The sequence below is a fragment of the Dapis brunnea BLCC-M229 genome, from assembly GCF_050015995.1.
Lineage (GTDB): Bacteria > Cyanobacteriota > Cyanobacteriia > Cyanobacteriales > Microcoleaceae > Trichodesmium.
This window is the reverse complement of sequence record NZ_JBNHEP010000183.1, coordinates 1-23,075: the sequence shown is the minus strand read 5'-3', so window position 1 is coordinate 23,075 and position 23,075 is coordinate 1. Positions and strand designations below refer to the sequence as shown.

General features: G+C 38.9%; 20 protein-coding genes. 10 read left to right on the top strand and 10 right to left on the bottom strand.

Going from position 1 to position 23,075, the window contains the following annotated elements:
* Positions 1-421: 421 nt before the first annotated feature.
* Positions 422-1,555 (top strand): sodium-dependent bicarbonate transport family permease, encoded by a 1,134-nt coding sequence (locus ACP6PM_RS21095; protein WP_426588089.1) that lies wholly within the window; start codon positions 422-424, stop codon positions 1,553-1,555.
* Positions 1,556-1,769: 214 nt separating this feature from the next.
* Here ACP6PM_RS21095 and ACP6PM_RS21090 read toward each other — a convergent pair whose 3' ends face one another.
* The 4 genes from ACP6PM_RS21090 to ACP6PM_RS21075 form a co-directional block, all read right to left on the bottom strand.
* Positions 1,770-2,087, bottom strand: coding sequence for a P-II family nitrogen regulator (locus ACP6PM_RS21090; RefSeq protein WP_426588087.1), 318 nt, complete (start codon positions 2,085-2,087; stop codon positions 1,770-1,772).
* Positions 2,088-2,735: 648 nt separating this feature from the next.
* Entirely contained in the window at positions 2,736-3,032 is a 297-nt protein-coding gene (locus tag ACP6PM_RS21085) for a hypothetical protein (RefSeq protein ID WP_426588085.1), read from the bottom strand.
* A 403-nt stretch (positions 3,033-3,435) separates the two neighbouring features.
* A complete protein-coding gene (locus tag ACP6PM_RS21080; RefSeq protein WP_426588083.1) occupies positions 3,436-3,612 on the bottom strand; it encodes a hypothetical protein in 177 nt (58 codons plus the stop codon).
* Positions 3,590-3,865 carry a hypothetical protein gene (locus tag ACP6PM_RS21075; RefSeq protein WP_426588081.1) on the bottom strand — a complete coding sequence of 92 codons (276 nt, stop codon included), beginning with the start codon at positions 3,863-3,865 and terminating at the stop codon, positions 3,590-3,592. Before ACP6PM_RS21075 ends, ACP6PM_RS21080 begins: the two co-directional genes overlap by 23 nt.
* A gap of 291 nt (positions 3,866-4,156) precedes the next feature.
* On the opposite strand from ACP6PM_RS21075, the gene ACP6PM_RS21070 reads away from it, so the two are divergent.
* The 8 genes from ACP6PM_RS21070 (at position 4,157) to ACP6PM_RS21035 (ending at position 13,838) form a co-directional block, all read left to right on the top strand.
* Entirely contained in the window at positions 4,157-4,591 is a 435-nt protein-coding gene (locus ACP6PM_RS21070) for a hypothetical protein (RefSeq protein WP_426588079.1), read from the top strand.
* Between the two features lie 877 nt (positions 4,592-5,468).
* Positions 5,469-7,652 (top strand): molybdopterin oxidoreductase family protein, encoded by a 2,184-nt coding sequence (locus ACP6PM_RS21065; protein WP_426588077.1) that lies wholly within the window; start codon positions 5,469-5,471, stop codon positions 7,650-7,652.
* Positions 7,653-8,148: 496 nt separating this feature from the next.
* The gene (gene ureA, locus ACP6PM_RS21060) at positions 8,149-8,451 is read left to right on the top strand and encodes an urease subunit gamma (protein WP_426588075.1); all 303 of its coding nucleotides are present in this window, start codon (positions 8,149-8,151) and stop codon (positions 8,449-8,451) included.
* A 132-nt stretch (positions 8,452-8,583) separates the two neighbouring features.
* On the top strand, positions 8,584-8,892 hold the full coding sequence (locus tag ACP6PM_RS21055; RefSeq protein ID WP_426588073.1) for an urease subunit beta: 309 nt from the start codon (positions 8,584-8,586) through the stop codon (positions 8,890-8,892).
* 317 nt (positions 8,893-9,209) lie between these two features.
* The gene (ureG, locus tag ACP6PM_RS21050; protein ID WP_426588071.1) at positions 9,210-9,869 is read left to right on the top strand and encodes an urease accessory protein UreG; all 660 of its coding nucleotides are present in this window, start codon (positions 9,210-9,212) and stop codon (positions 9,867-9,869) included.
* A gap of 1,438 nt (positions 9,870-11,307) precedes the next feature.
* Positions 11,308-12,147 (top strand): urease accessory protein UreD, encoded by an 840-nt coding sequence (locus ACP6PM_RS21045; RefSeq protein ID WP_426588069.1) that lies wholly within the window; start codon positions 11,308-11,310, stop codon positions 12,145-12,147.
* A gap of 5 nt (positions 12,148-12,152) precedes the next feature.
* Entirely contained in the window at positions 12,153-12,683 is a 531-nt protein-coding gene (locus ACP6PM_RS21040) for an urease accessory protein UreE (protein WP_426588067.1), read from the top strand.
* Positions 12,684-13,139: 456 nt separating this feature from the next.
* Positions 13,140-13,838 (top strand): urease accessory protein UreF, encoded by a 699-nt coding sequence (locus tag ACP6PM_RS21035; RefSeq protein ID WP_426588065.1) that lies wholly within the window; start codon positions 13,140-13,142, stop codon positions 13,836-13,838.
* Positions 13,839-13,970: 132 nt separating this feature from the next.
* Here the strand turns inward: ACP6PM_RS21035 and ACP6PM_RS21030 are convergent, their stop codons facing one another.
* Together ACP6PM_RS21030 and ACP6PM_RS21025 are read right to left on the bottom strand one after the other, a co-directional pair.
* The gene (locus ACP6PM_RS21030; RefSeq protein ID WP_426588063.1) at positions 13,971-14,876 is read right to left on the bottom strand and encodes a hypothetical protein; all 906 of its coding nucleotides are present in this window, start codon (positions 14,874-14,876) and stop codon (positions 13,971-13,973) included.
* Between the two features lie 47 nt (positions 14,877-14,923).
* Positions 14,924-16,771 (bottom strand): hypothetical protein, encoded by a 1,848-nt coding sequence (locus ACP6PM_RS21025; protein WP_426588061.1) that lies wholly within the window; start codon positions 16,769-16,771, stop codon positions 14,924-14,926.
* 134 nt (positions 16,772-16,905) lie between these two features.
* Between ACP6PM_RS21025 and ureC the strand changes: the two genes are divergently transcribed.
* Positions 16,906-18,618, top strand: a complete 1,713-nt coding sequence (gene ureC / locus ACP6PM_RS21020) for an urease subunit alpha (RefSeq protein ID WP_426588059.1) — start codon at positions 16,906-16,908, stop codon at positions 18,616-18,618.
* 593 nt (positions 18,619-19,211) lie between these two features.
* Here ureC and ACP6PM_RS21015 read toward each other — a convergent pair.
* The 4 genes from ACP6PM_RS21015 to ACP6PM_RS21000 form a co-directional block, all read right to left on the bottom strand.
* Complete coding sequence (locus ACP6PM_RS21015) at positions 19,212-19,457, bottom strand: hypothetical protein (RefSeq protein ID WP_426588057.1); 246 nt, start codon at positions 19,455-19,457, stop codon at positions 19,212-19,214.
* Between the two features lie 153 nt (positions 19,458-19,610).
* A complete protein-coding gene (locus ACP6PM_RS21010; protein ID WP_426588055.1) occupies positions 19,611-21,359 on the bottom strand; it encodes a sensor histidine kinase in 1,749 nt (582 codons plus the stop codon).
* 57 nt (positions 21,360-21,416) lie between these two features.
* A complete protein-coding gene (locus tag ACP6PM_RS21005; protein ID WP_426588053.1) occupies positions 21,417-22,322 on the bottom strand; it encodes a phosphate/phosphite/phosphonate ABC transporter substrate-binding protein in 906 nt (301 codons plus the stop codon).
* Positions 22,323-22,881: 559 nt separating this feature from the next.
* On the bottom strand, positions 22,882-23,075 hold a 194-nt coding region (locus tag ACP6PM_RS21000; protein WP_426588051.1), incomplete at its 5' end, for a hypothetical protein.

Sequence of the window (23,075 nt, the reverse complement as noted above, 5' to 3'; positions counted from 1 at the left end):
ATACTTATCCTTTTTGTGCGAATTTTAAGATAAACTTAAGTACATAACCTGCAGTCGTGACCCCTAATACCATTTCTCAAAAACCTTGCTATACCCAATAGGGTGGGAAAGTTTAGCAAGTGGGGGAGCTTACAGGGGTAAGTTTTTTTCTAAAAACCTTACGGGATAAGGCTTTTAGAATTCACAATCCGAATGACTAAAATTCTTGCCCTATCTAGGTTTCATGCTTTTTTCGTAGCAAAAACTTAACCTTGTAAGGTGGGGGGGAGAGGTAAAAGTAGGAATAATATATACAAAACGACTAATAATTGTGAAAAATAGACTTTGAATTTTTTTAACTATTGAAGTGTTGAAGTACGGCTAAAGTATAGCATTACTTTTGGTAATTAATATAGTATCTGAATCAAGGAGGAATTACAACGTGGATTTTTTGTCTGATTTCTTGACGCTCTTTCTGGGGAAGTTGCAGTCCCCGACAATGGGCTTTCTGATTGGTGGTATGGTCGTTGCTGCCGTCAATAGCGAACTGCAAATTCCAGATGCGATCTATAAGTTCATTGTCTTCATGCTGCTCATTAAAGTCGGCCTGAGCGGTGGCATTGCGATCCGCAATGCAAATCTGACGGAGATGCTGTTGCCAGGGCTGTTCGCCGTGGTAACAGGTATCCTTATCGTGTTCATCGGGCGCTACACGTTGGCGAAGCTGCCGAAGGTCAGAGTCGTGGATGCTATTGCGACCGCAGGCTTGTTCGGTGCCGTGAGTGGCTCTACCCTCGCCGCTGCCCTGACGTTACTGGAATCGGAAGGCGTCAAATACGAGGCATGGGCTGCCGCACTCTATCCCTTCATGGACATCCCAGCACTCGTGACAGCGATCGTTTTGGCCAGCGTTTATACCAGCAAGCAGCGCGATAACGCACTCGAGTCTCTGAGCAAGCAAGAGTATCTCAGCAAGCAGCGCGTTACCGCAGGCGGGTATCCCAATCAGCGGCGCATTGAGCGACGCATTACCGCAAGCGGGTATCCCAAAGATCCGCGCGATACTGCAGGTGCGCGGGTCAGGATCTGGCCTATTATTCAGGAAAGCCTCCAGGGATCTGCCCTATCAGCACTGCTGCTCGGCCTCGCTCTAGGTCTGCTAACCCGGCCGGAAAGTGTGTATGAGAGCTTCTTCAATCCCCTCTTTCGCGGCCTGCTTTCGATACTGATGCTAGTAATGGGTATGGAAGCCACGACAAGGCTCGGTGAGCTGCGCAAGGTAGGCCAGTGGTACGCCCTATATTCCTTTGTGGCGCCACTGCTGCATGGGTTCATAGCCTTCGGTCTCGGCATGATTGCCCACATCACCACAGGATTCAGCCTTGGCGGCGTTGTGATACTCGCCACCATAGCTGCCTCTAGTTCAGACATTTCAGGGCCGCCCACTTTACGAGCAGGTATCCCGTCGGCTAATCCCTCTGCCTACATTGGCTCGTCCACAGCCGTCGGTACGCCGGTTGCCCTTGCCTTGGGAATACCGCTCTTCATCGGGCTCGCCCAGGCGCTGGGGGGCTGAATCCCAGACGAGTCCTGGTCTGCCGGTGCTCTCCTGACCCGGCGACCAACGCGGCGACTATATCAAGGCTGCGTCGTCTCCATCAGTCAGGCAGCTCATAGATATAGCCCAATTACTTCTTGTTCGGCGTTAACGTCCTGCGGACACGAAATACTGCCAGCAAAAAGCCGGGGCATAACCCCGGTTTTTTTGGTTTGACGGGCTAAGTTTTGAGTCAGAATGTGTGCGCGTGCAGTACCTCCATCACGTTACAGAGATAGGCGATGCCAGAATAATCGTCGAAAAACTTCGCTGCGACCTCATCCGAAATCTTCACAGCCGTATCCCGATCGCGGGTGAGCACCTCGAACTTTATATTTGAGTTGTTGTCGCCAACAATGGGTTTTCCCGAGGAGCGTATGTTACGACTGCCTTTACCGCCAACTTCCACCACCGTATAACCGGTAGCCCCGGCTTCGTCGATTATCTTGGCGATCTTTTTCAGCAGCAACTTTTCTGTAACGATGACGAGCTTGCTAGCTTGTTGGGTCATGGGGGTTACCTCTTGATGCGTGTAGTAATTGAACTATATAGAAACTCAGGAAAACAGCAGAAACGCCCGCTATCGCGCCGATCCGATTTGACGATGGTATTCCCATCGCATTCGTATACACGTTGCGTAATAGCGCGCTTGCCATAGTCAATATTTTAGCACTATACCATCGATCAGTCAAGAGGGGCATGGTTCAACAATTAATAATTAATAATTACCTTTTCTTATAAATTAGAAATAAGAGGATTGGGCTAAAAGGAATTTTTTTTCTTCTCTTGGTCGATTGGATATGGCGTTTAGCGCTCCGCACAACGCGCGTTAACGTGGAGCGCTAAACGCCATCCCTTAGGTCATGCTCGGCTAACGACCGCTTTCTCTCCATGAATGGAGATGTTTTATCCCACATTCCGCACTTCAAAATGTAGCATACTCTGAGAATGAAAAAGGGAAAGGAATTAATTAAGTATTAATACTGGAAACAAAGAAAAATTACTGTGACTAGAACATTCAAAAGAAAAAGCAGCTTGGGTGATGGCAAAAAAACTGCTCCAACCCAAAATGTGAGAAATAGGTTGGAGTTAATTCAAAACTCCATTAAATTCAAGGTTATTTGATGCCAAAAGAACTGGGAAAAAAAAATTATTTTCTCTAGATAAGGAGATAATAACCCTGACAAGATTGAGGGAAAAACTGGAGTAAATATAATCGTTCATTGGTTAAATTAGATATCTGTTTTACCCCCTGTAGATAGAAGACGTGAATGGATTGAAAACATTGAAATATCCATCGTAGAGTCGGTCTATCTGTGAGGCGACCTAACTGATTTTTGACCCCAGTTTTCATTCTTTTTAAAGTTTGCCGAAGTTCCTGTTGTCCCAAGGTATAAACTAATAAACATAAACCCATAATTAATCCCAAAGATTCAATTCTTTTAGGAGATTTCAAAAAGACACTATCCGTTAAAAAAATGGGGTCTTTAAGGAAGCTAAAACCTCGTTATACTGACTGTTGCTCTTTTGCTATTTGTATTTAGAGAGTATTTCTTCTGTTGTTAGTTCTTCTTTATTTAACACATTAGTTGCCAAAAAAAATCGTCCGGTACTGCGTTTTTCCAGAGCTATTTTTTCTTCACAAATAGCTACTTTAGCCTCGACTTTATAGTTCTGGGAATTGGCAGTTTTGCTGTTGTTAACCTTGGTGATTTTTAAGTCGGTAAGTTCGTGGTACTTAGACTTATTTAATAGGTTGGACTTTGGACAAAAAAATAAGTTAGCGTAATATTTACACTAACAACCTGGATTAAGGTTTAAAGAGCAAATTAAATCTGGAATTATCTTCGTTTCTGACATTATTTATCATCCTGAAAATCATCGGATGGGTCTGGTTCAATTTCTCCACCGAAACAGATATATAAATAACTTTCTTGAAGGGAATGAACAACCCTTTCCAACTCATTAATAATATTTCTTCGAGTCATTTTTTCCACTGCATTAATATGAGGTTCACTTCCGGCTTTTCCGTTCATATTTATATTTAGTTTTTTTGTGAGAATCAGTAGCCATTGGAAAAATTGGCTCCGCAGATTGTAATTTATAATAATAGTAGAGTTTCTGATTTCTATTGACTTGATAAGGAATGATATGACAATCACGGGGAGTTACCTCTCCTTCTCGTTCAATTTTCTGAATTTTCTGCTTGAGCTTACGAATTAAACTCTGAATTTGTTTTCCTCTGAGGGCTGCTGATTGAGTGGTTTGCTCTGATGTTTGACTAGGCATGAGACTGAATAATTAAAAAAGGCAAATGTTGGCGTAAAATATACACTAACATTTAGGGGCATTATTAACAACAATGAAAAATCAAGAAAATAGGCAGTCAATTTGTAGTCAATCCATGTTTACTACTAAAAAAGGTCGTCAAATGACAGTGACAATTTCGGGTGGGAACCAGATGTTAATGAGGGGAACTAAAAACCATAAAATGAACCGTTATCCTTTTACAAAGAGTGCGAATTACTGTCACAGATGAAATTGGTAATCAGATTGGGAAACCGATGTGGCTAATTGTGATTGGTTCACCTATATGAAGAGTTAAGCCTCATTGATTGCTATGAATCTGATCGACAAGGTTATGACATGGAACAACTAGCTCCTATTTTGGGTAAACAAAGATTGTTAATGACAGCTTATTCAATTCCAGATGTTAAACACGAAGAAAATTGGTTCAAATTAACACTTATTGCTTATGTTAATTTATGGGTTGCAAGGAATAATCGTGTTTTTTTACCCCATCATTGGGAACAGTATTTGAAGAATAACAAATCAGTTAAAATTACTCCCAGTTTAGTTCAAAGAGACTTTTATAGAATAATTTCGACTTTGGGTACAATGACTACATCTCCCAAACGTCGAGGTTATTCTACCGGACGGATTAAAGGATATAAAATAACACCACGAACTCGTCATCAAGTGATCACAAAAGGGAATAAAAATTCTCGAAAATAACTAAAAGTTGGCATCCCTGTCGGCGACAGCTCTCCATTGTTTCTATTTTTCAGTGATTAAATTCACTAGAGATAGAGGGATATTGCCAGATGTAGTTAGCGTAAATATTACGCTAACTACATCTGAATTTTGTCCAAAGTCCAATTAGAAGAAACCCTTCAGCATAAGTTCCTTCTGCTCTCTGCTTTCCTTCCACCAAAGTATAAGTATTCAAGCGGATATGATATTAGAGAACTTTTTACCAAAACTCTTGATATTGCAGCGACTTTCCATGAAACCTCACTACATTCTTTTTCGGATGGTGGTGCTCGCGTAATGGTATAGGAAGTCCTGACTCAGGAGAGATGATTTATAAATGTCCGCGCCTTATTTGCCTGGTGCTATAATATTAAATCTGCTAGCTTCCACGGCAAACCCATCTTAATTCTGGAAGCTTTTGCTGTTAAGGTCGATTGGATCGATCGGTACAAATTTAAGAAATCTTTAAAACGTATCTAATGTGACAGATAATTTTTAATTAATTATTCAATAATAAACACAAATATAAAATAATATCAAATTAGAAACATCATTGGTCAATAAAATATATTGTTGTTTGTGAGTAAATATAAGCAGAAGTAATATCAAATTTGATTTGGGGAGTTTTAGATACAACTATCCCTTTTGTTTCCTATTGATTATAAGTATTCAACTCTCTCAGGATATATACTTCGTGTTAGTTGTTAGTCAAAAATAGAATTAATCTTAATTTTGTGGGATAAATCCACAAGAGACACAAATTATGTTTAAATAGCAAATGAAATTATGTAATATTCAACGATATTTGATATTAATGATAATTTCATTTATTTTTTAGTAAAAAAAATTTAAGTAAACCATGGAACCTACAAAAACTCTTTGCCCCTATTGTGGGGTTGGCTGCGGGTTAGAAGTATCACCACCAGCAATGCCAGGAAAAGCAACAAATCGAGATAGCAAAGGTAATCCAATTTGGCAAGTACGAGCCGATCGCTCTCATCCATCAAGTAAAGGCAAAGTTTGTGTTAAAGGTGCTACGGTGAGCGAAGCATTGGATAAAAGTCGCCTCAAATATCCAATGATGCGTGATACCCTAGATGAACCTTTCCGTCGCGTCACTTGGGAACAAGCTTTTCGGCGCGTTGTTAACCGGATTCAAACTGTACGTTTTACCCAGGGACCAGATGCCATTTGTATGTATGGGTCTGGTCAGTTTCAAACAGAAGATTATTATATTGCCCAGAAGTTGCTCAAAGGATGTCTAGGAACTAATAACTTTGATGCCAACTCTCGCCTCTGTATGTCTTCGGCAGTATCTGGATACATTCAAAGTTTTGGTTCTGACGGTCCTCCCTGTTGCTACAACGATTTAGAACAGACAGACTGTGCATTTTTAATTGGCACTAATACAGCAGAATGTCATCCTATTGTATTTAACCGTCTCCGGGTATATCACAAGAAAAATAAGAAAGTGAAAATGATTGTGGTAGACCCCCGTCGTACTCAAACTGCAGAAGCAGCAGACCTACATTTAGCAATTCGACCAGGTACAGATATCGATTTACTTAATGGTATAGCTCATTTGCTCATGCGTTGGGGTTTACTTGATGCAATGTTTATTGATGAGTGTACGACTGGTTTTCCTGAATATACTGAAGTGATTCGTCACTACCCACCGGAACTCGTAGCACGTCATTGCGGAATTCGCTTGGATGAGTTGGAAAAAGCGGCTCGTTATTGGGGGGAGTCTAAACGAGTTTTATCTTTGTGGTCAATGGGGATGAATCAGTCCTCTGAGGGTACAGCAAAAGTGCGAACTTTGATTAATCTGCATTTGATGACAGGTAATATTGGCAAACCAGGTGCAGGTCCGTTTTCTCTGACTGGTCAACCTAATGCTATGGGTGGCAGAGAAGCAGGTGGACTAGCTTATATTTTGCCTGGTTATCGAATGGTGAAAAATCCTCAACATCGGGCTGAGGTCGAACAGTTGTGGGAATTGACTCCCGGGCAAATTTCTGGTGTACCTGGTCGTACCGCTTGGGAAATGATTATGGCTTTGGAACGCCGGGAAATCGGTTGTTTGTGGATTGCTGCAACGAATCCTGCTGTGAGTATGCCCAATTTAGAACGGACTAAGGCTGCTTTGTTGCGATCGCCTTTTACTGTTTATCAGGATGCTTATTATCCTACGGAAACTGCTGAATATGCTCACCTGTTATTGCCAGCAGCTCAGTGGGGAGAAAAAACAGGTACTATGACAAACTCGGAGCGAGTGGTGACTTTATGCCCGGCGTTTCGCGAACCTCTCGGAGAAGCTAAAGCAGATTGGGAAATCTTTGCCGAGGTAGGTCGCCGTTTAGGATTTACAAATCAGTTTGATTTTGCTGACTCGGAGGCTGTGAGAGCTGAGTTTCTGGAATTGACACGCGATCGCCCCTGTGATATGACAGACATTACCTATCAACGACTCCAAGAACAGGGCCCGACTCAATGGCCTTGCCCCGATCGTAGTGGCGTATCTCAGGAGCGTCTGTATACTGACTTACGATTTAATACTCCTGATGGCAGGGCAAGGTTTGCAGCATATTACTCTCAAGGATTAGCAGAACCACCTAATCTTGATTATCCATTCGTCTTGACAAGCGGGCGGTTATATGGTCATTGGCACACTCAAACCCGTACCGGACGTATTGAGAAAATTAGAAAAATGCACCCAATGCCGTTTATAGAAATTCATCCCAAGGATGCTCAGAGGTTAGAAATTTCAGAAAATGATTGGGTAGAAGTAAGGTCGCGAAGAGGCTATGGCAGATTTCCAGCAAAAATTACTAAAGCTATTACTCCTGGTACTGTATTTGTGCCGATGCACTGGGGTGCACTGTGGGGAAATCAGTCAGAGGCGAATGCTTTGACTCATCCTCAAGCTTGTCCTGAGTCTGGGCAGCCAGAGTTAAAAGCTTGTGCTGTGCAGTTGCAACCAATTAAATTAGAAGTGGCTACTACCGAATATTTTCCTGTGGAGCAAGTGCTGTCGCTCTGATTCAAAGATGATATCTTACCTTAGAATCCCCGTGACTTAAGTCCGGGGAGTAGTCAAGTATAGAACCCATTTAGGATCTTATTGAAAAATAGATGGTTTGATAGGGAGATGGCGAGAGAGGTTGATGGGGTGATTCTTTTTGTATTTGATATAAGGTACAAAATTCGGTAGTGGTATACAAGTAGTGATATATTAAAAAAAGTCAAGTAGTCAAGGAAATACTATTTCTTTGAAACTAAGAATTTAAGATAATTTCTGTTCCCAGTTAAGTGTTAAGTGTTCCCTACCTCTACCCTAAATCACTACATCTACAGGACTACCCAAAATTCTAGGTTTTAGGGAACAGGGGACAGGAAATAGAATAGAATATACCTCATTAGCCTGAGAAATGCTATAATTTATTGTTGAGTTTGTATAAATAAAAACTTTTTATGAACCTGTTTTTTGATAATCTTAACAGAAAATCTTGGTAAATATATTTAAAATTATATAAATAATGCAGCTATCACCGCAAGAAAAAGACAAATTAATGATTTTTACTGCTGCTCTACTTGCAGAAAAACGAAAGGAAAAAGGGATTAAATTAAACTATCCTGAAGCAGTAGCGTATATTTCTGCAGCTATATTAGAAGGTGCTAGGGAAGGAAAAGGGGTAGCGGAATTGATGAGTCACGGCAGAACTATTTTAAAACAGGATGAAGTAATGGAAGGGATACCAGAAATGATTGAAGAAGTGCAGGTAGAAGCAACTTTCCCAGATGGTACTAAGTTAGTGACAGTACACAATCCTATACAGTAAAGTAAGGTGGTGGTCCATAAGTAATCGTAGAAAGAGTGTGGGGAGTGTGGGAAGAAATTAAAAAATATATCTTTTATACATTATACAGGAAACCTATTTTTTTCTTAGTAATAATTAACAACTAAAATAACAATGATTCCAGGAGAAATAATTACTCAAATAGGTGAAATAGAATTAAATTCAGGGCGGGAAACAATTCAGCTAATAGTAGCGAATACAGGCGATCGCCCGATTCAAATTGGTTCTCATTTTCATTTTTATGAAGTCAACTCAGCCTTACAATTTGAGCGCGAACCTACTAAAGGAATGCGTTTAAATATTCCAGCAGGGACAGCAGTTAGATTTGAACCAGGAGATGAAAAAGAAGTAGAGTTAGTAGCCATTGCAGGTAGTCGAGAAATATATGGTTTTAACGCTTTGGTTAATCAAAAGTTAGAATAAAAAAAGAAGATTTCTATGATGGGAAAATAAGGTCTAAAGTCTCTCTTTTAAAACGGATAAAAAAAAGAAAATTGAGTATACATCTCTAGAAAAGAGGGAGTAGGTAGGGACGTTGTATGCAACTACAGAATAGGGGGAGATAATTGATGATTTATGTACGATAATTGATTTTATTTTTTATTATTTTATTGGAGATGTCTAGTATTTCAAACTTCCTTATTCCAAGAGGTACTTTTAACTAATAACTGAATTTCAAACCTCCTTATTCCAAGAGCTACTTTTAACTGAAAACTAATAACTAATAACTGATAACTGAAATGGCAACAGCAGCTAGGTTAGGAATTGGCGGTCCTGTAGGTAGTGGCAAAACTGCTTTACTAGAGTGTATTGTTCCCCTTTTGACCAAACAAGGAATTGAAGTAGCCATAGTAACTAATGACCTGCTTACTACTGAAGACGCAGAGCGACTCAAAAGTGGAGGAATTTTACCAAGCAATCGTATTATTGGAGTGGAGACAGGTAGCTGTCCTCATACAGCTATAAGAGAAGACCCAACTATGAATATTTTAGCAGTGCAAGATTTGGAACAAGTATATCCTAATCTAGACCTGATTCTTATTGAAAGTGGGGGGGATAATCTTGCCTCTACCTTTAGTTATGATTTGGTAGATGCCTATATTTTTGTGATAGATGTGGGGGCAGGAGATGATATTCCCCGTAAAAAAGGACCTGGTTTTGTGCAAGCTGACTTAGTAGTAATTAACAAAATCGATTTAGCTTCTTATGTCAATGCTAATCTAGATTTAATTCGGGAACAAGCACCAGTATATCGTCAAGGTAAACCAATTGCTTATACTAATTGTAAAACCGGAGTCGGATTGAATGAAGTGGTTAATTTTATTCTAGAGAGAATTTTATTTCGCAGTCCTTTGTCAATAGACCTCTCTGGAAAAGAGGGAGTAGGGAGTAGGGAGTAGGGAACAGGGAGTAGGGGGAAATAATTGATGATTTATTTACGATAATTGATTTTATTTTTGATTATCGGAGATGTCTAATAGACCTCTCCAGAAAAGAGGAAACAGGGAACAGGGAGAATTAATTGATAACAAAATGATAAGAATTGATTTTATTTTTGATTATCGGAGATGTCTAATAGACCTCTCAAAAAATACTGATTTTAGAACAGTGCTTTAAGGCAAGGAATTACGCATTTTTGAGTTATAAACACTATGTATCTATAAGGTTATAGTTTTTCAACGCTGTATATAGTATTTCCCTGTAATTTATATATAGGACTTACGCAGAGACCATGTATGTAGTGTTACAAACCATAACGTTATAGTTTTTACACTCTATATATAGTACCCTTGCGTAAGTCCTGATATAATACCAATTACCAAAAGCAATGCTATACTTCAGCTATACTTCAATAGTCAATATAGTTACCAAGATTTAAAGTCTTTATTTTGATAATTATTTAGTCGGTATTTTATAGATTTTCCTACTTTTAACCTCTCCCCCCACCTCCCCCACTTCCCACACTTCCCCACCCAATTAGATATAGTATTCTTTTTGAGAAATGGTATTAATATCATGTCCGGTAGCATCGGTATTGTATAGCAAAGGTAGGGAACAGGGAACACTTAACTGGGAACAGAGAAGAGGGACTAGAGGGAGGAAGGTTTAAGAGCAAGAAAAAACTTAAATTTCCTGTTCATATTTACGCTAACTTTTACACAAACGATATAAACGGACATGATATAAGATAGAATTTACTCAGGGATACTATATATAGAGTGCTAAAACTGTAGCGTTATAGTTTTTAACACTACATACATGGTCTCTGCGTAAGTCCTATAAGAGTTTGAGAACCTTTTCTGGAGATGTCTAGTAACTAATTTGAAACAGTGATGAGCAGAGATAATTTAGAGATCAAACTAAAGCGCAATAGTTGGAGCAGGAGTATCTTGTTCCCATACCAGGTATTCGTTTTTCCTGCATAGTAATGATGGAGGACTAGCTTTTTAGGTTCTAAACACTACATATCTATAACGTTATAGTTTTTCAACGCTGTATAACGCTGTATATAGTGTTTTCCTGTAATTTATGTAAGAGTTTGAAAACCTTTTTTGGAGATGTCTAGTAACTAATTTGAAACAGTGATGAGCAGAGATAATTTAGAGATCAAACTAAAGCGCAATAGTTGGAGCAGGAGTATCTTGTTCCCATACCAGGTATTCGTTTTTCCTGCATAGTAATGATGGAGGACTAGCTTTTTAGGTTCTAAACACTACATATCTATAACGTTATAGTTTTTTAACGCTGTATAACGCTGTATATAGTGTTTATCTGTAATTTATGTAAGAGTTTGAAAACCTTTTCTGGAGATGTCTAGTAACTAAGTTTGAAACAGTAATGGGCAGAGATAATTTGGAGATACAACTAGAGCGCAATAGTTTTGGTCAAACTGTAGTAACTCATCAGTATACAACTTATCCTTTGCGTTTATCTAATGTATTTCGTCTGGATGCCGCCGATCTACGTACTGCTTACTTGTACCTTACCAATACATCACCTGGGTTATTGGCAGGAGATAACTTGAGTTTATCTTTACAGCTAGAAAAGGGAGCCAGTCTTTATCTTACTGACCAAGCTGCCATTAAAGTTCATGCTATGCCAATGACAGCTACCAAAGCAACAACTAACATAAAAATTACAGTTGAAGCAGGAGCGAGATTAGAATTAGTACCAGAACCTCTAATTTTATTTGCAGATGCAGCATTGGAACAAACCACTGACATTCAACTCCACTCTGACGCAGAACTTTTTTGGAGCGAGATTATTCTTCCTGGTAGACTAGCTAGGGGAGAGTGGTACGAATTTCGCTACTATTTTAGTCAGTTAGAGATTACCTCAATGGCAGAAGAAGTATGTTTTAGGGATACTATTCATTTAGAAGGAAAACATAATCTATTTAAACACAGCGATATATTTGCTTCAAAACCTGTACTGGCTAATTTAATCCTAGTCCAACCACACACCGATCTTGAGGTACTTAGTCAAAAGCTCGAAAATCTTGGAGCAGCTAATTGTCCCGATCTGCTCTTAGGTACTTCTATATTACCTGAGAATAAAGGTTTATTAGTTCGTACTTTAGCCAGTAAAACTCTAGAAATAAAAAAGTATATTAAGTATGCTTTAAATTGTGTCCGTCATTTAAATAACCGCTCCAGTTTACCCTATATTCCTAAATAAATTGAATGGTCGAACAAATCAGAGAAATAGCAGAAACTTATCTAGGTAATTTGACAAAAGATGCCAACTTAGAAGAAAGGGTAAAATCAGCCCACACTTTAGACAATTATTTAGAGATATATCTGAGTCAAACCGATAGTTGCAAAGGAAGAATTCAGGCTCAATCAACTTCTGGAATAATTGTGGGTATTATTAAAAATAGAGATTGGTCGTTATCTGAAGGAGATGTATTTATTACCAAATCTGGTAAGCTATTATTGATTCATCTACAAGAGCAAAAATTGATGGTATTAAGTTTTACTGAACCTGTCGAAAACTATGCTATAGAATTATTTCATTTAGGTCATGTTTTGGGCAATCATCACTGGCCAATAATTATTAAAAAAAATAAAATTTATATTCAACTAATAATAGATGCAGCGATAATTGAAGCCACTATTGCCAAGTTTAAAATTCCTGGTTTGAAAATAGATTATGAATCATGCTCTTCCCAAGAACATTTACAATTTTCCTACCATAGTCATAATAGCCAATGATGGGGTTGGCTATTATGACTATGATCGAGAGATGAATCATAAATACCCTAAACACTTCTTGGTTCCTTTCCTATTAGACCTCTCCAAAAATTAAAATTAAAATCGATTATTATCTATAAATTATCAATTATACTCCTCCAAAAATGCCGATTTTGGAACAGCGGGGTAAAGGTGTTATAGCACTACGCAAATAGGGCGCGGACATTTCTAAATCCTGAAACATTTTGATAGTCAACTGTTCCCAGTTAAGTGTTCCCTATTCCCTAGCGCTACGCGCTATAAAACTTTTTTTGGAGATGTCTATTAGACATCTCCAATAATAAAAAATCAAATCAATTATCGAACATAAATGATCAATTATTTCCCCCTACTCCCTCCGACCTACTCCCTGTTTTCTGCAGATGTCTATTAATTCTCACTATTTCCTATTCCCTACTCCCTACTCCCTAAACCCCAATGATTAATTCTGAGATACCCGAACAACTTGCCTTGATGCAGTTATCTGATTCTTTTTTCCCAAGTGGTTCTTTTACCTTTTCTCACGGACTAGAAACTTTAGTTCAAACTGGAAAAATTCAGTCAAGGGAAGAAATTTTGTATTTCTTGCAAATATTATTGCGTAACAAAGTTGGAGTCAGTGATGTGGTAGCCTTAATTCATAGTTATCGCGGTAGTAAAAACGGAAATATAGAGGCAGTCAGAGAAGCCGATCGGCAACTATTTATTCAAACAGCGATCGCTAAAAATAGAGAAACTCAGCGTCAAAGCGGACGTGCTCTACTAATGGTGGCTAATTCTACTTGGCAAGACGAACGACTAAAAACTCTCAATAAAGATGCTGTTGAGGGGAAAATACACTGTTTACATCCAGTTATTTTTGGTGCAATTACTTCGGTAGCAGGTTTAAAGGAACGAGATGCAGTGTTGGCTTTTTTGCATGGTTTGGTAACTAATATATTGGGAGCAGCTATTCGTTTGGGTATTTTAGGACATATACAAACACAGCAAGTTTTACTCCAATTAGTACCAGATATTGAAGCAGTTTGGTCAATCGCTGCATCAATGAATCTAGAGCAAATGTGGTCTTGTACTCCTTTTATTGATATTGCTCAAATGCAACATCGAAAGTTGGCTCAGAGGTTGTTCGCTAATTAGGTATGGGCGAATGGCATTCGCTCTTATAGGGAGTAGGTTTCATTGTTTCGCTAACGCGAATGTTTGCGGAGCATTCCGTCAGGAAACGCCCTAGCGTTGTGCAGCATAGAACGAAACCCAACAATTTTTATATTAGAGACTTAACACAATTTCTTTGGCCACAATATCATGTTCAAGATATTTCAGGATATCGTGTGCGTCTTCATTACCATTGTCTAACTGGTCAAAGTTCATAATCTTATCGCATCCAAAAGTTTCGCCAGTTAGCTTTGTTTGGAGGGCAACAAAATCTTCACTATCTGATACATTTACCCATTTATCGACATTTGGCAGGCATATAAGGGGTTGGCCTAGCCGACGTTTGACTATCTCAATGCCAAGGGGTGAACCAGCAGTGAGTAAAAACTTAACTTTTACTTGATGTCTGAGACGACGCATTAAGTCATAAGACACAATAGTACCAAGTGAATGACTGATAACTACAACTTTCTCATCTTCTGGTAGTCGATCTATTATTTGCTCTCTAACTAAGTCATCAATCTTTTCTTTTAAACCCGGTTTATAGAGATATGCAGCAGCTTGACTTAAAAAAGCTCTCGCTACTCTTTTACCCTTTGAAGGAAGTACCTTTTCCAAAGCTCGTGCAATTGCTTTCAACCAACTTTTGTGAATTCCTTTAGCCATGCGCTTTTGAGCTTGAAGATTATTCCTAGCGTCAAGTTCCTCAGAGACTTGCTCGTCGCTAATACCATATTTCTGCTGAAATTCAAGATATAGTTCTGCAAGCTCATCATCTGCATAGTCTTCGTCTGGTGATTCGACACTCATAGGAGTTAAGACAGGTTTATTTTTCTTCCAAGATTCTGTTTCCTCAAAGAGTACATCGCCATAGAACGCTGCGATAAATTTCACGTCATCAGGTATTGTTAATCCTGCGTTGTCAGAAGCATTTCTCAGGGCATCGCTCCAAGTTTTCTCAATGTTATCCTTTGAATTATCCTGATTATTGATGCCGTGAATTAAAAGAACTGTTGTCATTGATAAATATTCCAAATAATATTGAAAGGTCGAAAGTGGTTAGTGTCTTACTCATCAGTATCAGTCTGAATAACCTGATAATCAAAGGCTTTGAGAAACATTTCCAGCCCCTTTTGCGTTAAGCTTGTTGCCGATCTCCCGGTTATATTTTCGCCAATTCGCCTGATATGTTCTGGAATTTTCAGGTATAGCTCAGTCTGCATAAAACTCCAACCTTGAGAAAAGATTGGTGCTATGCCCCAGAGTCGGACATTTTTGCGTTTCTTAAATCCACGTCTGGCATAGTAGGGGCGATATTCCTCCTTGTCACTTGTTTGTAAGGGTTCAACTGCTGGCAAATCTGCAAATGCAACTAATCTGCCTTTTTCTTTGCTCCACCAGATTTTATCTGCACATAATAATGCGAGGTCAAATGGCACCACTCCATCATAAGCCATATAATGTGCAGTTCTAGCGATATTGTCGTAGTCGTTGGAAAATTCGTAAAGATATCCTGCCGTCACTGCTTGATGAGGATACTCTTCTTTCCCAACTCTAATTCTATCTGCAAATTTTTGAGCATCTGCGGCACGCAATGGAACACTGCCAACAAGATTTGAAAAATCACTTAAATATGTATCCCATAATTCATATTCTTCTCTATGTCTTTCTCTATGTCTATATCTAAGGTAGATATAGTCTCCGGTTTTTAAGAATAAGATATCACCAGGTAAATTATGAGAAATGATAGTAGCAACATTGGGATAATTAGGAACAATTATCCATTGTTGGTCTTGTAGGATTAAAATAGGGTAATCATAGCAATTAATCGCTCCTATCTGATAGAATGTTTCTTCCTGAAATACTTCAACTACTCCACTTTTAGGTATAGCAACATACTTTGGTCTAAAATCGCTAATAGTTGAAAAATTAGGAATATCGGGGTTTAGCCTACGATTAAATCTAACTATTCTTGGTAGAATATTTTCTGCAATACGGTCTTTCAATTGCAAAATAGTTTGTTTGCGACGTTCTTGAAGCTCTGTTAATTCTTCATTACGAGAATCGCGTATTGCCATTTGGATTGCTGATTGCCAAACAACTGCCGGAGGATCAAGTGTTATACCTACTCTTTTGTAGAAGTTATAAGGAGGACGAATTCCGGTAATAATATCAGGTTCCATCCTTTCTTCAATTTCAGCAGCACAATTTCTAACTTCCTTCTCCAGATAGTCCGCCAACTTGTGATTCGTAACAGCAGGTCTAAATTCTCCCTGAGTTTCAATTGCTTCTTTTACTTCGCCATGTAAGGCACTCAACATCATCTCCGAAAACAGACAGTATGCACTTTGACTATCCGTTTGATTAATTTGGAATGAGTAATCACCAAGACTTGTAGACAGAAACCTATCTAGCTGAATACGCCGATTCATCCTTGCTCTCGAACTTAGAATTGGACTGCCGTAAAAGTCAATAGCATTTCGCCCTGTATTTCGACAAGCATCACCAATAATGCACAACTGACCAGCAAAATTATCATTACCAATATTGCATTTCAGTAAACCCCGTTTGAAAGCTTCTACATTAATTCCTTGTTGCTCATCATTTTCTGCATCAGTAAGAAGCCAAAATTGGTCGCCTGCTGAACGAACTATACCATGTCCAGCGAAATACACAACAAGTCGATCTATGAAGTTATTGTTAACAAAATCATGGACTTTTTCGCCCACGAGTTGAACATCAATTTTCGGATAAACATCATCAGCTAGATAAAGAACGTTGTAATGACAGTCCTCACTAGGCTGTTGAGCCCATTCATGCAGTCTTCTGGCACTTGTTATTGCCCCTGGAAGATTATCATAAGCCCCAGCATACTTTGATACTGCGATAATAATCATCGCTTTGTCTTTTAACATTTTGTTCCATATAGAAAAGAGAATTGTCACTTAAACTTAATTTTACAGTCGATGGGGATATTTCGTCCAATTTTTCTATGTTCCCTATATCCCTGCTATAATTACTTTTCTAACAAATACAAGCAATTAAAGTTATGAGTTATCGTATGAATCGACGCGCTTATGCCGATACTTATGGACCAACAGTAGGCGATCGCCTTCGTTTGGCAGATACAGAATTATTTATTGAAGTTGAACAAGATTACACGACTTATGGTGATGAGGTAAAGTTTGGTGGTGGCAAAGTAATCCGTGATGGAATGGGACAATCACCCATATCTCGTGAAGCTGGTGCGGTAGATTTAGTAATTACCAATGCTCTGATTCTAGATTGGTGGGGTGTCGTCAAAGCTGATATTGGCATCAAAGACGGTAAGATTCATAAAATCGGTAAAGCAGGTAATCCCTATATTCAAGATGGGGTAGATATTATTATTGGTCCATCTACTGAAATCATTGCCGGAGAAGGACATATTATTACGGCAGGGGGAATAGATAGTCACATTCACTTTATTTGCCCTCAACAAATAGAAATAGCGATCGCTTCTGGTATCACGACAATGATAGGAGGTGGCACAGGTCCGGCTACAGGTACTAATGCTACGACCTGTACTCCTGGTCAGTGGAATATTTGGATGATGCTACAAGCTGCTGATGCTTTTCCCATGAATTTGGGTTTTTTGGGCAAGGGAAATAGTGCAAAACCAGAAGGGTTAATAGAACAAATTAAAGCTGGGGCAATGGGTTTAAAACTCCATGAAGATTGGGGAACAACTCCTGCTGCGATTGACACTTGTTTGAGTGTTGCAGATAAATATGATGTACAGGTAGCCATCCATACCGACACCCTGAATGAAGCAGGTTTTGTAGAAAATACGATCGCTGCCTTTAAAAATAGAGTAATTCACACCTATCATACTGAAGGTGCGGGAGGTGGACACGCACCAGACATTATTAAAGTTTGCGCCCTGAAAAATGTATTACCTTCTTCAACTAATCCTACTCGTCCGTTTACAGTCAATACTTTAGAAGAACATCTTGATATGTTGATGGTGTGTCATCACCTTGATAAAAACATTCCGGAAGATGTAGCTTTTGCTGAATCTAGGATACGCAGAGAAACTATTGCTGCAGAAGATATTTTGCAGGATTTAGGAGCATTTAGTGCTATTGCTTCTGACTCTCAGGCAATGGGTAGAGTGGGAGAAGTAATTATTCGTACTTGGCAAACTGCTCACAAAATGAAAGTCCAAAGGGGTGTTTTAGATTCCCAGACAGAGGAAGTAGCAGATAATTTTCGAGCTAAACGCTACATTGCTAAATATACTATCAATCCAGCAATTATGCACGGTATTGCCGATTATGTTGGTTCCATTGAAGTAGGAAAACTAGCTGATATTTGCCTTTGGAAACCTGCTATGTTTGGGGTCAAACCGGAAATAGTTATTAAAGGTGGAGCGATCGCTTGGGCACAAATGGGCGACCCCAATGCTAGTATTCCTACACCTCAACCTGTATATATGCGTCCTATGTTTGGTAGTTTTGGCGGTGCAACTCCCGCCACTTCTTTGACCTTTGTCTCTAAAGAAGCATTAGATGCTGGGATACCCGGACAGATTAATCTAAAAACCCTTGCCGTAGCTGTTAGTAATACACGAAATATCGGTAAAGCAGATATGAAACTTAATTCAGCAACACCAAAAATAGAAGTAAATCCTGAAACTTATGAAGTGAGAGCAGATGGTGAACTATTAACTTGTGAACCCGCCTCTGTTTTACCAATGGCGCAGCGTTATTTTTTATTTTGAAGTAGCACTCAGCACTCAGCTATCAGCTATTAGTTATCTCCGAAAATCAAAAATCAAATCAATTCTTATCCATAAATTATCAATTACTTCTCCCTGTTCCCTATTCCCTATTCCCTGTTCCCTCTTTTCTGGAGATGTCTATTAGTTATCAAGGTCTATAGAACCCCCCTTATATTAGACATCTCCGATAATCAAAAATCAAATCAATTATTTCCCCCTACTTCCTACTCCCTACTCCCTACTCCCTACTCCCTACTCCCTACTCCCTCTTTTCCGGAGAGGTCTATTAAATCCGCTAGTATTAGTATAATTTAGATAAAGAGTGTGGGGAGGGTTGGGAGATGCGGAGATCAATAAAGATGTGGCAATGGCTTTTTATGGAACATTTTTTTATACCGAATTAAGTGGATTTGATATTATAAGCTAACTAGGGCTTGATGATTAAATCTCGCGCGCATTGACAGATAGAGGTATTAGCCAAATTTAGCTGGAAAAAAGTACCTGGTTTTGAGCCCTTCACGCTCAAAAAGGAGCGCATTTTGGGGTGAAGCGAGGCAGAAAAATCACTCAAGCTATAATGAACGACCACCTTATTATCTGAGCAGTATGGGATTAAGTTCGTTGAGACTGAGGAAAGCTATACGAGTAAAGCTAGTTTTTGTATCGGATGATTTTCTACCGAAATTTGGTGAAAAACCCGAAAGGTGGGAAGCATCAGGAAAGCGCGTTAACCGTGTCTTGTAACGTTCGGCAACAGGTAAATTGATTAATGCAGATGCTAACGGTGCAGCTAATATTATCAAAAAAGTAGCAACACAGCTAACTATTGACTTAGCCAAGGTTAGTAGGAAAGTTTTGATGCTTCCACAACGATACAAGTTAGATTCTCTAACTAAAAAATATCGTAAACAGTGCGTTGCGTGGCAATAGCGCCCGCATAAGCGCATCCGCTTGAATCCAGGCTGTTTTAACGCCTGGAGACATCAACCTAACTAGATACTCCGGAAATGGACAGGAAGAGCGATCGCAAACTCCGTACCCTTTTCCGGTAGAGAAATTACTTCTATTTTTCCCCCATGTTTTTCAATAATCTGATAAGAAATTGACAGACCCAAACCAGTCCCCTTCCCTACTTGCTTCGTTGTAAAAAACGGGTCAAAAATTTTATCTTTGACTTCTGGTGGTATTCCTGGACCACTATCTCGAATTTTCACAAATACTCGATCTTCAGCTACCTTTTCCGTTTGAATTACAATCTGTTTCGGTTTAGTATCCGACTCTAATATCGCATCAATAGCATTGGCGATAATATTCATAAACACCTGATTTAATTGAGCTGGATAACATTCGATCAAAGGTAAATCTCCATACTTTTTGATAATTTCAACTCCTTGTTTGAGATGATGACTGAGAATTAACAGCGTGTTATCAATTCCTTCGTGAAGGTCTGCAGATTTGACTTTACTTTCATCCAGCCGAGAAAAATTCCGTAGCGACAGTACAATATTCTTAATCCTGTCAGTTCCCATCTGCATAGAAGAAATTATCTTGGGCAAATCATAGATGATATAATTAATATCAATCTCAGCCATTAAATCTTCTATTTCCGGATGTGAATCAGGATACAACTTTTGATAAAGATTGAGTAAATCAAGGATATTTTGTGTATATTCCTGAAGAGGAGTAATATTACCATGAATAAAATTGACTGGGTTATTAATCTCATGAGCTATTCCCGCCACCATCTCCCCTAAACTAGACATTTTTTCTGTTTGAATCAGTTGTGCCTGGGTTTGTTGCAGGTTTTGCAACGCTTGTGTGAGTTCTGTCGTGCGTTTTTCTACTCTTTGATTAGCTAACTTTAATTCTTGGGTGTACTCTCCTACCCATTGTATTAGCTGATTGAGAGAAATAGCTAATAACCCCACTTCATCAGTAGTGCTGATTCTAGCTTGTAGGTCAAAATTAGATTCTGCTGTTACCTGTTGGGCAGTTTTAGTTAAGGTTTTGAGAGGACGGGCGATCGCTCGACTGGTATAAAATGCCAAACAGGTAGCGATCGCCACCGATAGTACCATACTGCCAATAATAATTTCTAACCGCAAGGTTTCCGCACGCAGCAGTTTGTTATTAGCTCTAGTTTGCTGTTTTTTCGCTTTATCTATTAACTGGTTTAAACTTTCTGAAAGCTTTTCAAACTGAATGCGAATTTCAATTGCCTCTTTTGTTGTGTTGATAGCTAATACTCGTTGTTTGGCAGTTGGAATATCTTCTGGTGGCAAATTAACCGGATCTATTCCCTGCCAAATTTTCTCCATTAATTGAGTATATAAATCCCATGTCTGACGATAACTTTGCAAGACTTCCTGAAAAATTTCTGGCTTCACTACTAATTGACTTGATTGATTTTCAATCAGATCGTTGAGAGCAACCATTACTTCTTTTAATTGCTTATTCTTAGCCAAGAATTTAGTAGTTTCATACTTAAACCATACAGGACTGCCAACCACAGAAGCTAGTTGTTGGGGATGGAATTGTACCTGCCAAATAGCACTTTCTAATTCCTTTAACAGACTAAACTCATTCTGTATCAATTTTAACTCCTCTTCAGCTTTTGTGTGGTAGTATTCTCCTACAACTAGCCCTACGGTTGTACCCAATACAGCAATGCCAACTGCCAGGGAATAACCATAGCCAATTTTTTTCGCAATAGTTAAACCTTTGCTCCAGTGTTTTACCAAAGAGAAAAGTTTTCCAGTTCTCATCGCAAGTACCTCATCAGTAACCTGTTATTTGCATTACTTAATAAAATTTTCTTCTCCCATTGCTTTATACACCTCGCGAATCATGTCATAATCACTATCATTGGCAGGAGCTAGGGTAGCACCTTTGAACTTAGAATTAAGAAGAGATGCTGACATTGGCACAGATAGAATTGCTTGCAGTAGTCTGTCCTGATTTTTTAACATCCGCTGGCGAATTTCATCTACCAAGATTGGTTCCAGTTTGCTACTAGCAATAAAAACATCATGAGGCAACTGCGGACCCTTTGCAAGTATAAGATAATCACTCTCGGATACACCCTCCTGTTGCAGAGCAACTTCGTATCTGTGCAAACCTCTTCCCCAGGCATCAAGATCACCATTTTTTAATGCCTTTAGCTGATAATCTTTTGAGTAGACAATTTTGATATCTGATTGCGGATTCAATCCAGCATCTATCACCATTTTTATCGGCCCGATATAATTTGCCGTCATACCGACCTCACCTAACTCAATAATTTTGCCTTTTAAGTCAGCTAATGATTCGATCCCGCTATCTCTACGAACAGCAATAATAGAAAGATAATTAGGGCGTGTTAGGGCAACAATGGGTATAGCATTTGTCCTTGCCCTAACAATCGCATATTCTGATGGCCCTACATGAACTAAATCTACTAGACCTAACTGTAATGCTGTTGTCGCTTCCACAATGTTATCAACGGGAAAAAATTCAATTTTTGTCTCTAAAACATCCTCCAAAGCACTTCTAAATGGTTCATAATCACGCTGTAATTCTTCGAGACCTGGAACATCACTCACAGCAAATAGTAGTTTATCTTTCTCCTTCAGAAGAGAATTGTTATTGCTACGCTCATTATTTGTGGTTGCTGTACAGCTAGCAACAAAGAGGAGTAAATACCAAAAAAAATAACGTCTTAACATAGTTTTTATTCATTAAAGTATCATATTATATTATGTATTATGTCTGGGTTAACAGTTATAAATAATTTAGGGAGCACTCAGGTAGGGTCGCCGTAAGTTTGGCGAAGTATTTGGATTGGGGATGTACAGGAGGGAGAATAGCATTCAATAATTAATAATTAATAATTAATAATTACCTCTTCTTAAAAAGAAGAGGATTGGTTAAAAAGGAAATTTTTTTTCTTTTTTCTCCTTGAAAGGAGAGGCTTTAAACCTTTATTTTTCGGTAAAGAAAGAAGGTATTAGGAGGAGGACTTACAAGCTAAAGTTAAAACGACTCTTCAATCATTTCTCATCCATCAACTATTCTAACAGAAGGAAAATTAAATTAATATCATGTCCGGATAAAAGCTTGATAGAACTCTGTTCCGAGACGCGCGTTTCATTTCGCGTTTCATGTCGGGAAGCGAAAGCGAAACAAAAAACTTTCTGCTTTTTATACCTTCTTTTTCCACCTCTTCCCTCCTGACTCCTCCCTCTTTATTTATAACTATTTAAGCGGACATGATATAATACCAATTTAATAAATGTTTGTTACCGAAAAATTAAGGTATAAAGCCTCTCCATTCATGGAGAAAAAGCGGTCGAGGGATGGCGAGGTCTCCTCGCCATATCCAATCGACCAAGAAAGCGGTCGTTTGCGGAGCAGTCCGTAGGATGGGATGGCGAGGTCTCCTCGCCATATCCAATCGACCAAGAAAGCGGTCGTTTGCG

Bases quoted from the DNA above. Each gene is read 5' to 3' on its own strand.
- ACP6PM_RS21065 (WP_426588077.1), top strand. From the start codon at position 5,469: ATGGAACCTACAAAAACTCTTTGCCCCTATTGTGGGGTTGGCTGCGGG.
- ACP6PM_RS21005 (WP_426588053.1), bottom strand. From the start codon at position 22,322: ATGTTAAGACGTTATTTTTTTTGGTATTTACTCCTCTTTGTTGCTAGC.
- ureA (WP_426588075.1), top strand. From the start codon at position 8,149: ATGCAGCTATCACCGCAAGAAAAAGACAAATTAATGATTTTTACTGCT.
- ACP6PM_RS21075 (WP_426588081.1), bottom strand. From the start codon at position 3,865: ATGCCTAGTCAAACATCAGAGCAAACCACTCAATCAGCAGCCCTCAGA.
- ACP6PM_RS21045 (WP_426588069.1), top strand. From the start codon at position 11,308: ATGGGCAGAGATAATTTGGAGATACAACTAGAGCGCAATAGTTTTGGT.
- ureG (WP_426588071.1), top strand. From the start codon at position 9,210: ATGGCAACAGCAGCTAGGTTAGGAATTGGCGGTCCTGTAGGTAGTGGC.
- ureC (WP_426588059.1), top strand. From the start codon at position 16,906: ATGAGTTATCGTATGAATCGACGCGCTTATGCCGATACTTATGGACCA.
- ACP6PM_RS21080 (WP_426588083.1), bottom strand. From the start codon at position 3,612: ATGAACGGAAAAGCCGGAAGTGAACCTCATATTAATGCAGTGGAAAAA.
- ACP6PM_RS21055 (WP_426588073.1), top strand. From the start codon at position 8,584: ATGATTCCAGGAGAAATAATTACTCAAATAGGTGAAATAGAATTAAAT.
- ACP6PM_RS21025 (WP_426588061.1), bottom strand. From the start codon at position 16,771: ATGTTAAAAGACAAAGCGATGATTATTATCGCAGTATCAAAGTATGCT.
- ACP6PM_RS21040 (WP_426588067.1), top strand. From the start codon at position 12,153: ATGGTCGAACAAATCAGAGAAATAGCAGAAACTTATCTAGGTAATTTG.
- ACP6PM_RS21030 (WP_426588063.1), bottom strand. From the start codon at position 14,876: ATGACAACAGTTCTTTTAATTCACGGCATCAATAATCAGGATAATTCA.
- ACP6PM_RS21035 (WP_426588065.1), top strand. From the start codon at position 13,140: ATGATTAATTCTGAGATACCCGAACAACTTGCCTTGATGCAGTTATCT.
- ACP6PM_RS21090 (WP_426588087.1), bottom strand. From the start codon at position 2,087: ATGACCCAACAAGCTAGCAAGCTCGTCATCGTTACAGAAAAGTTGCTG.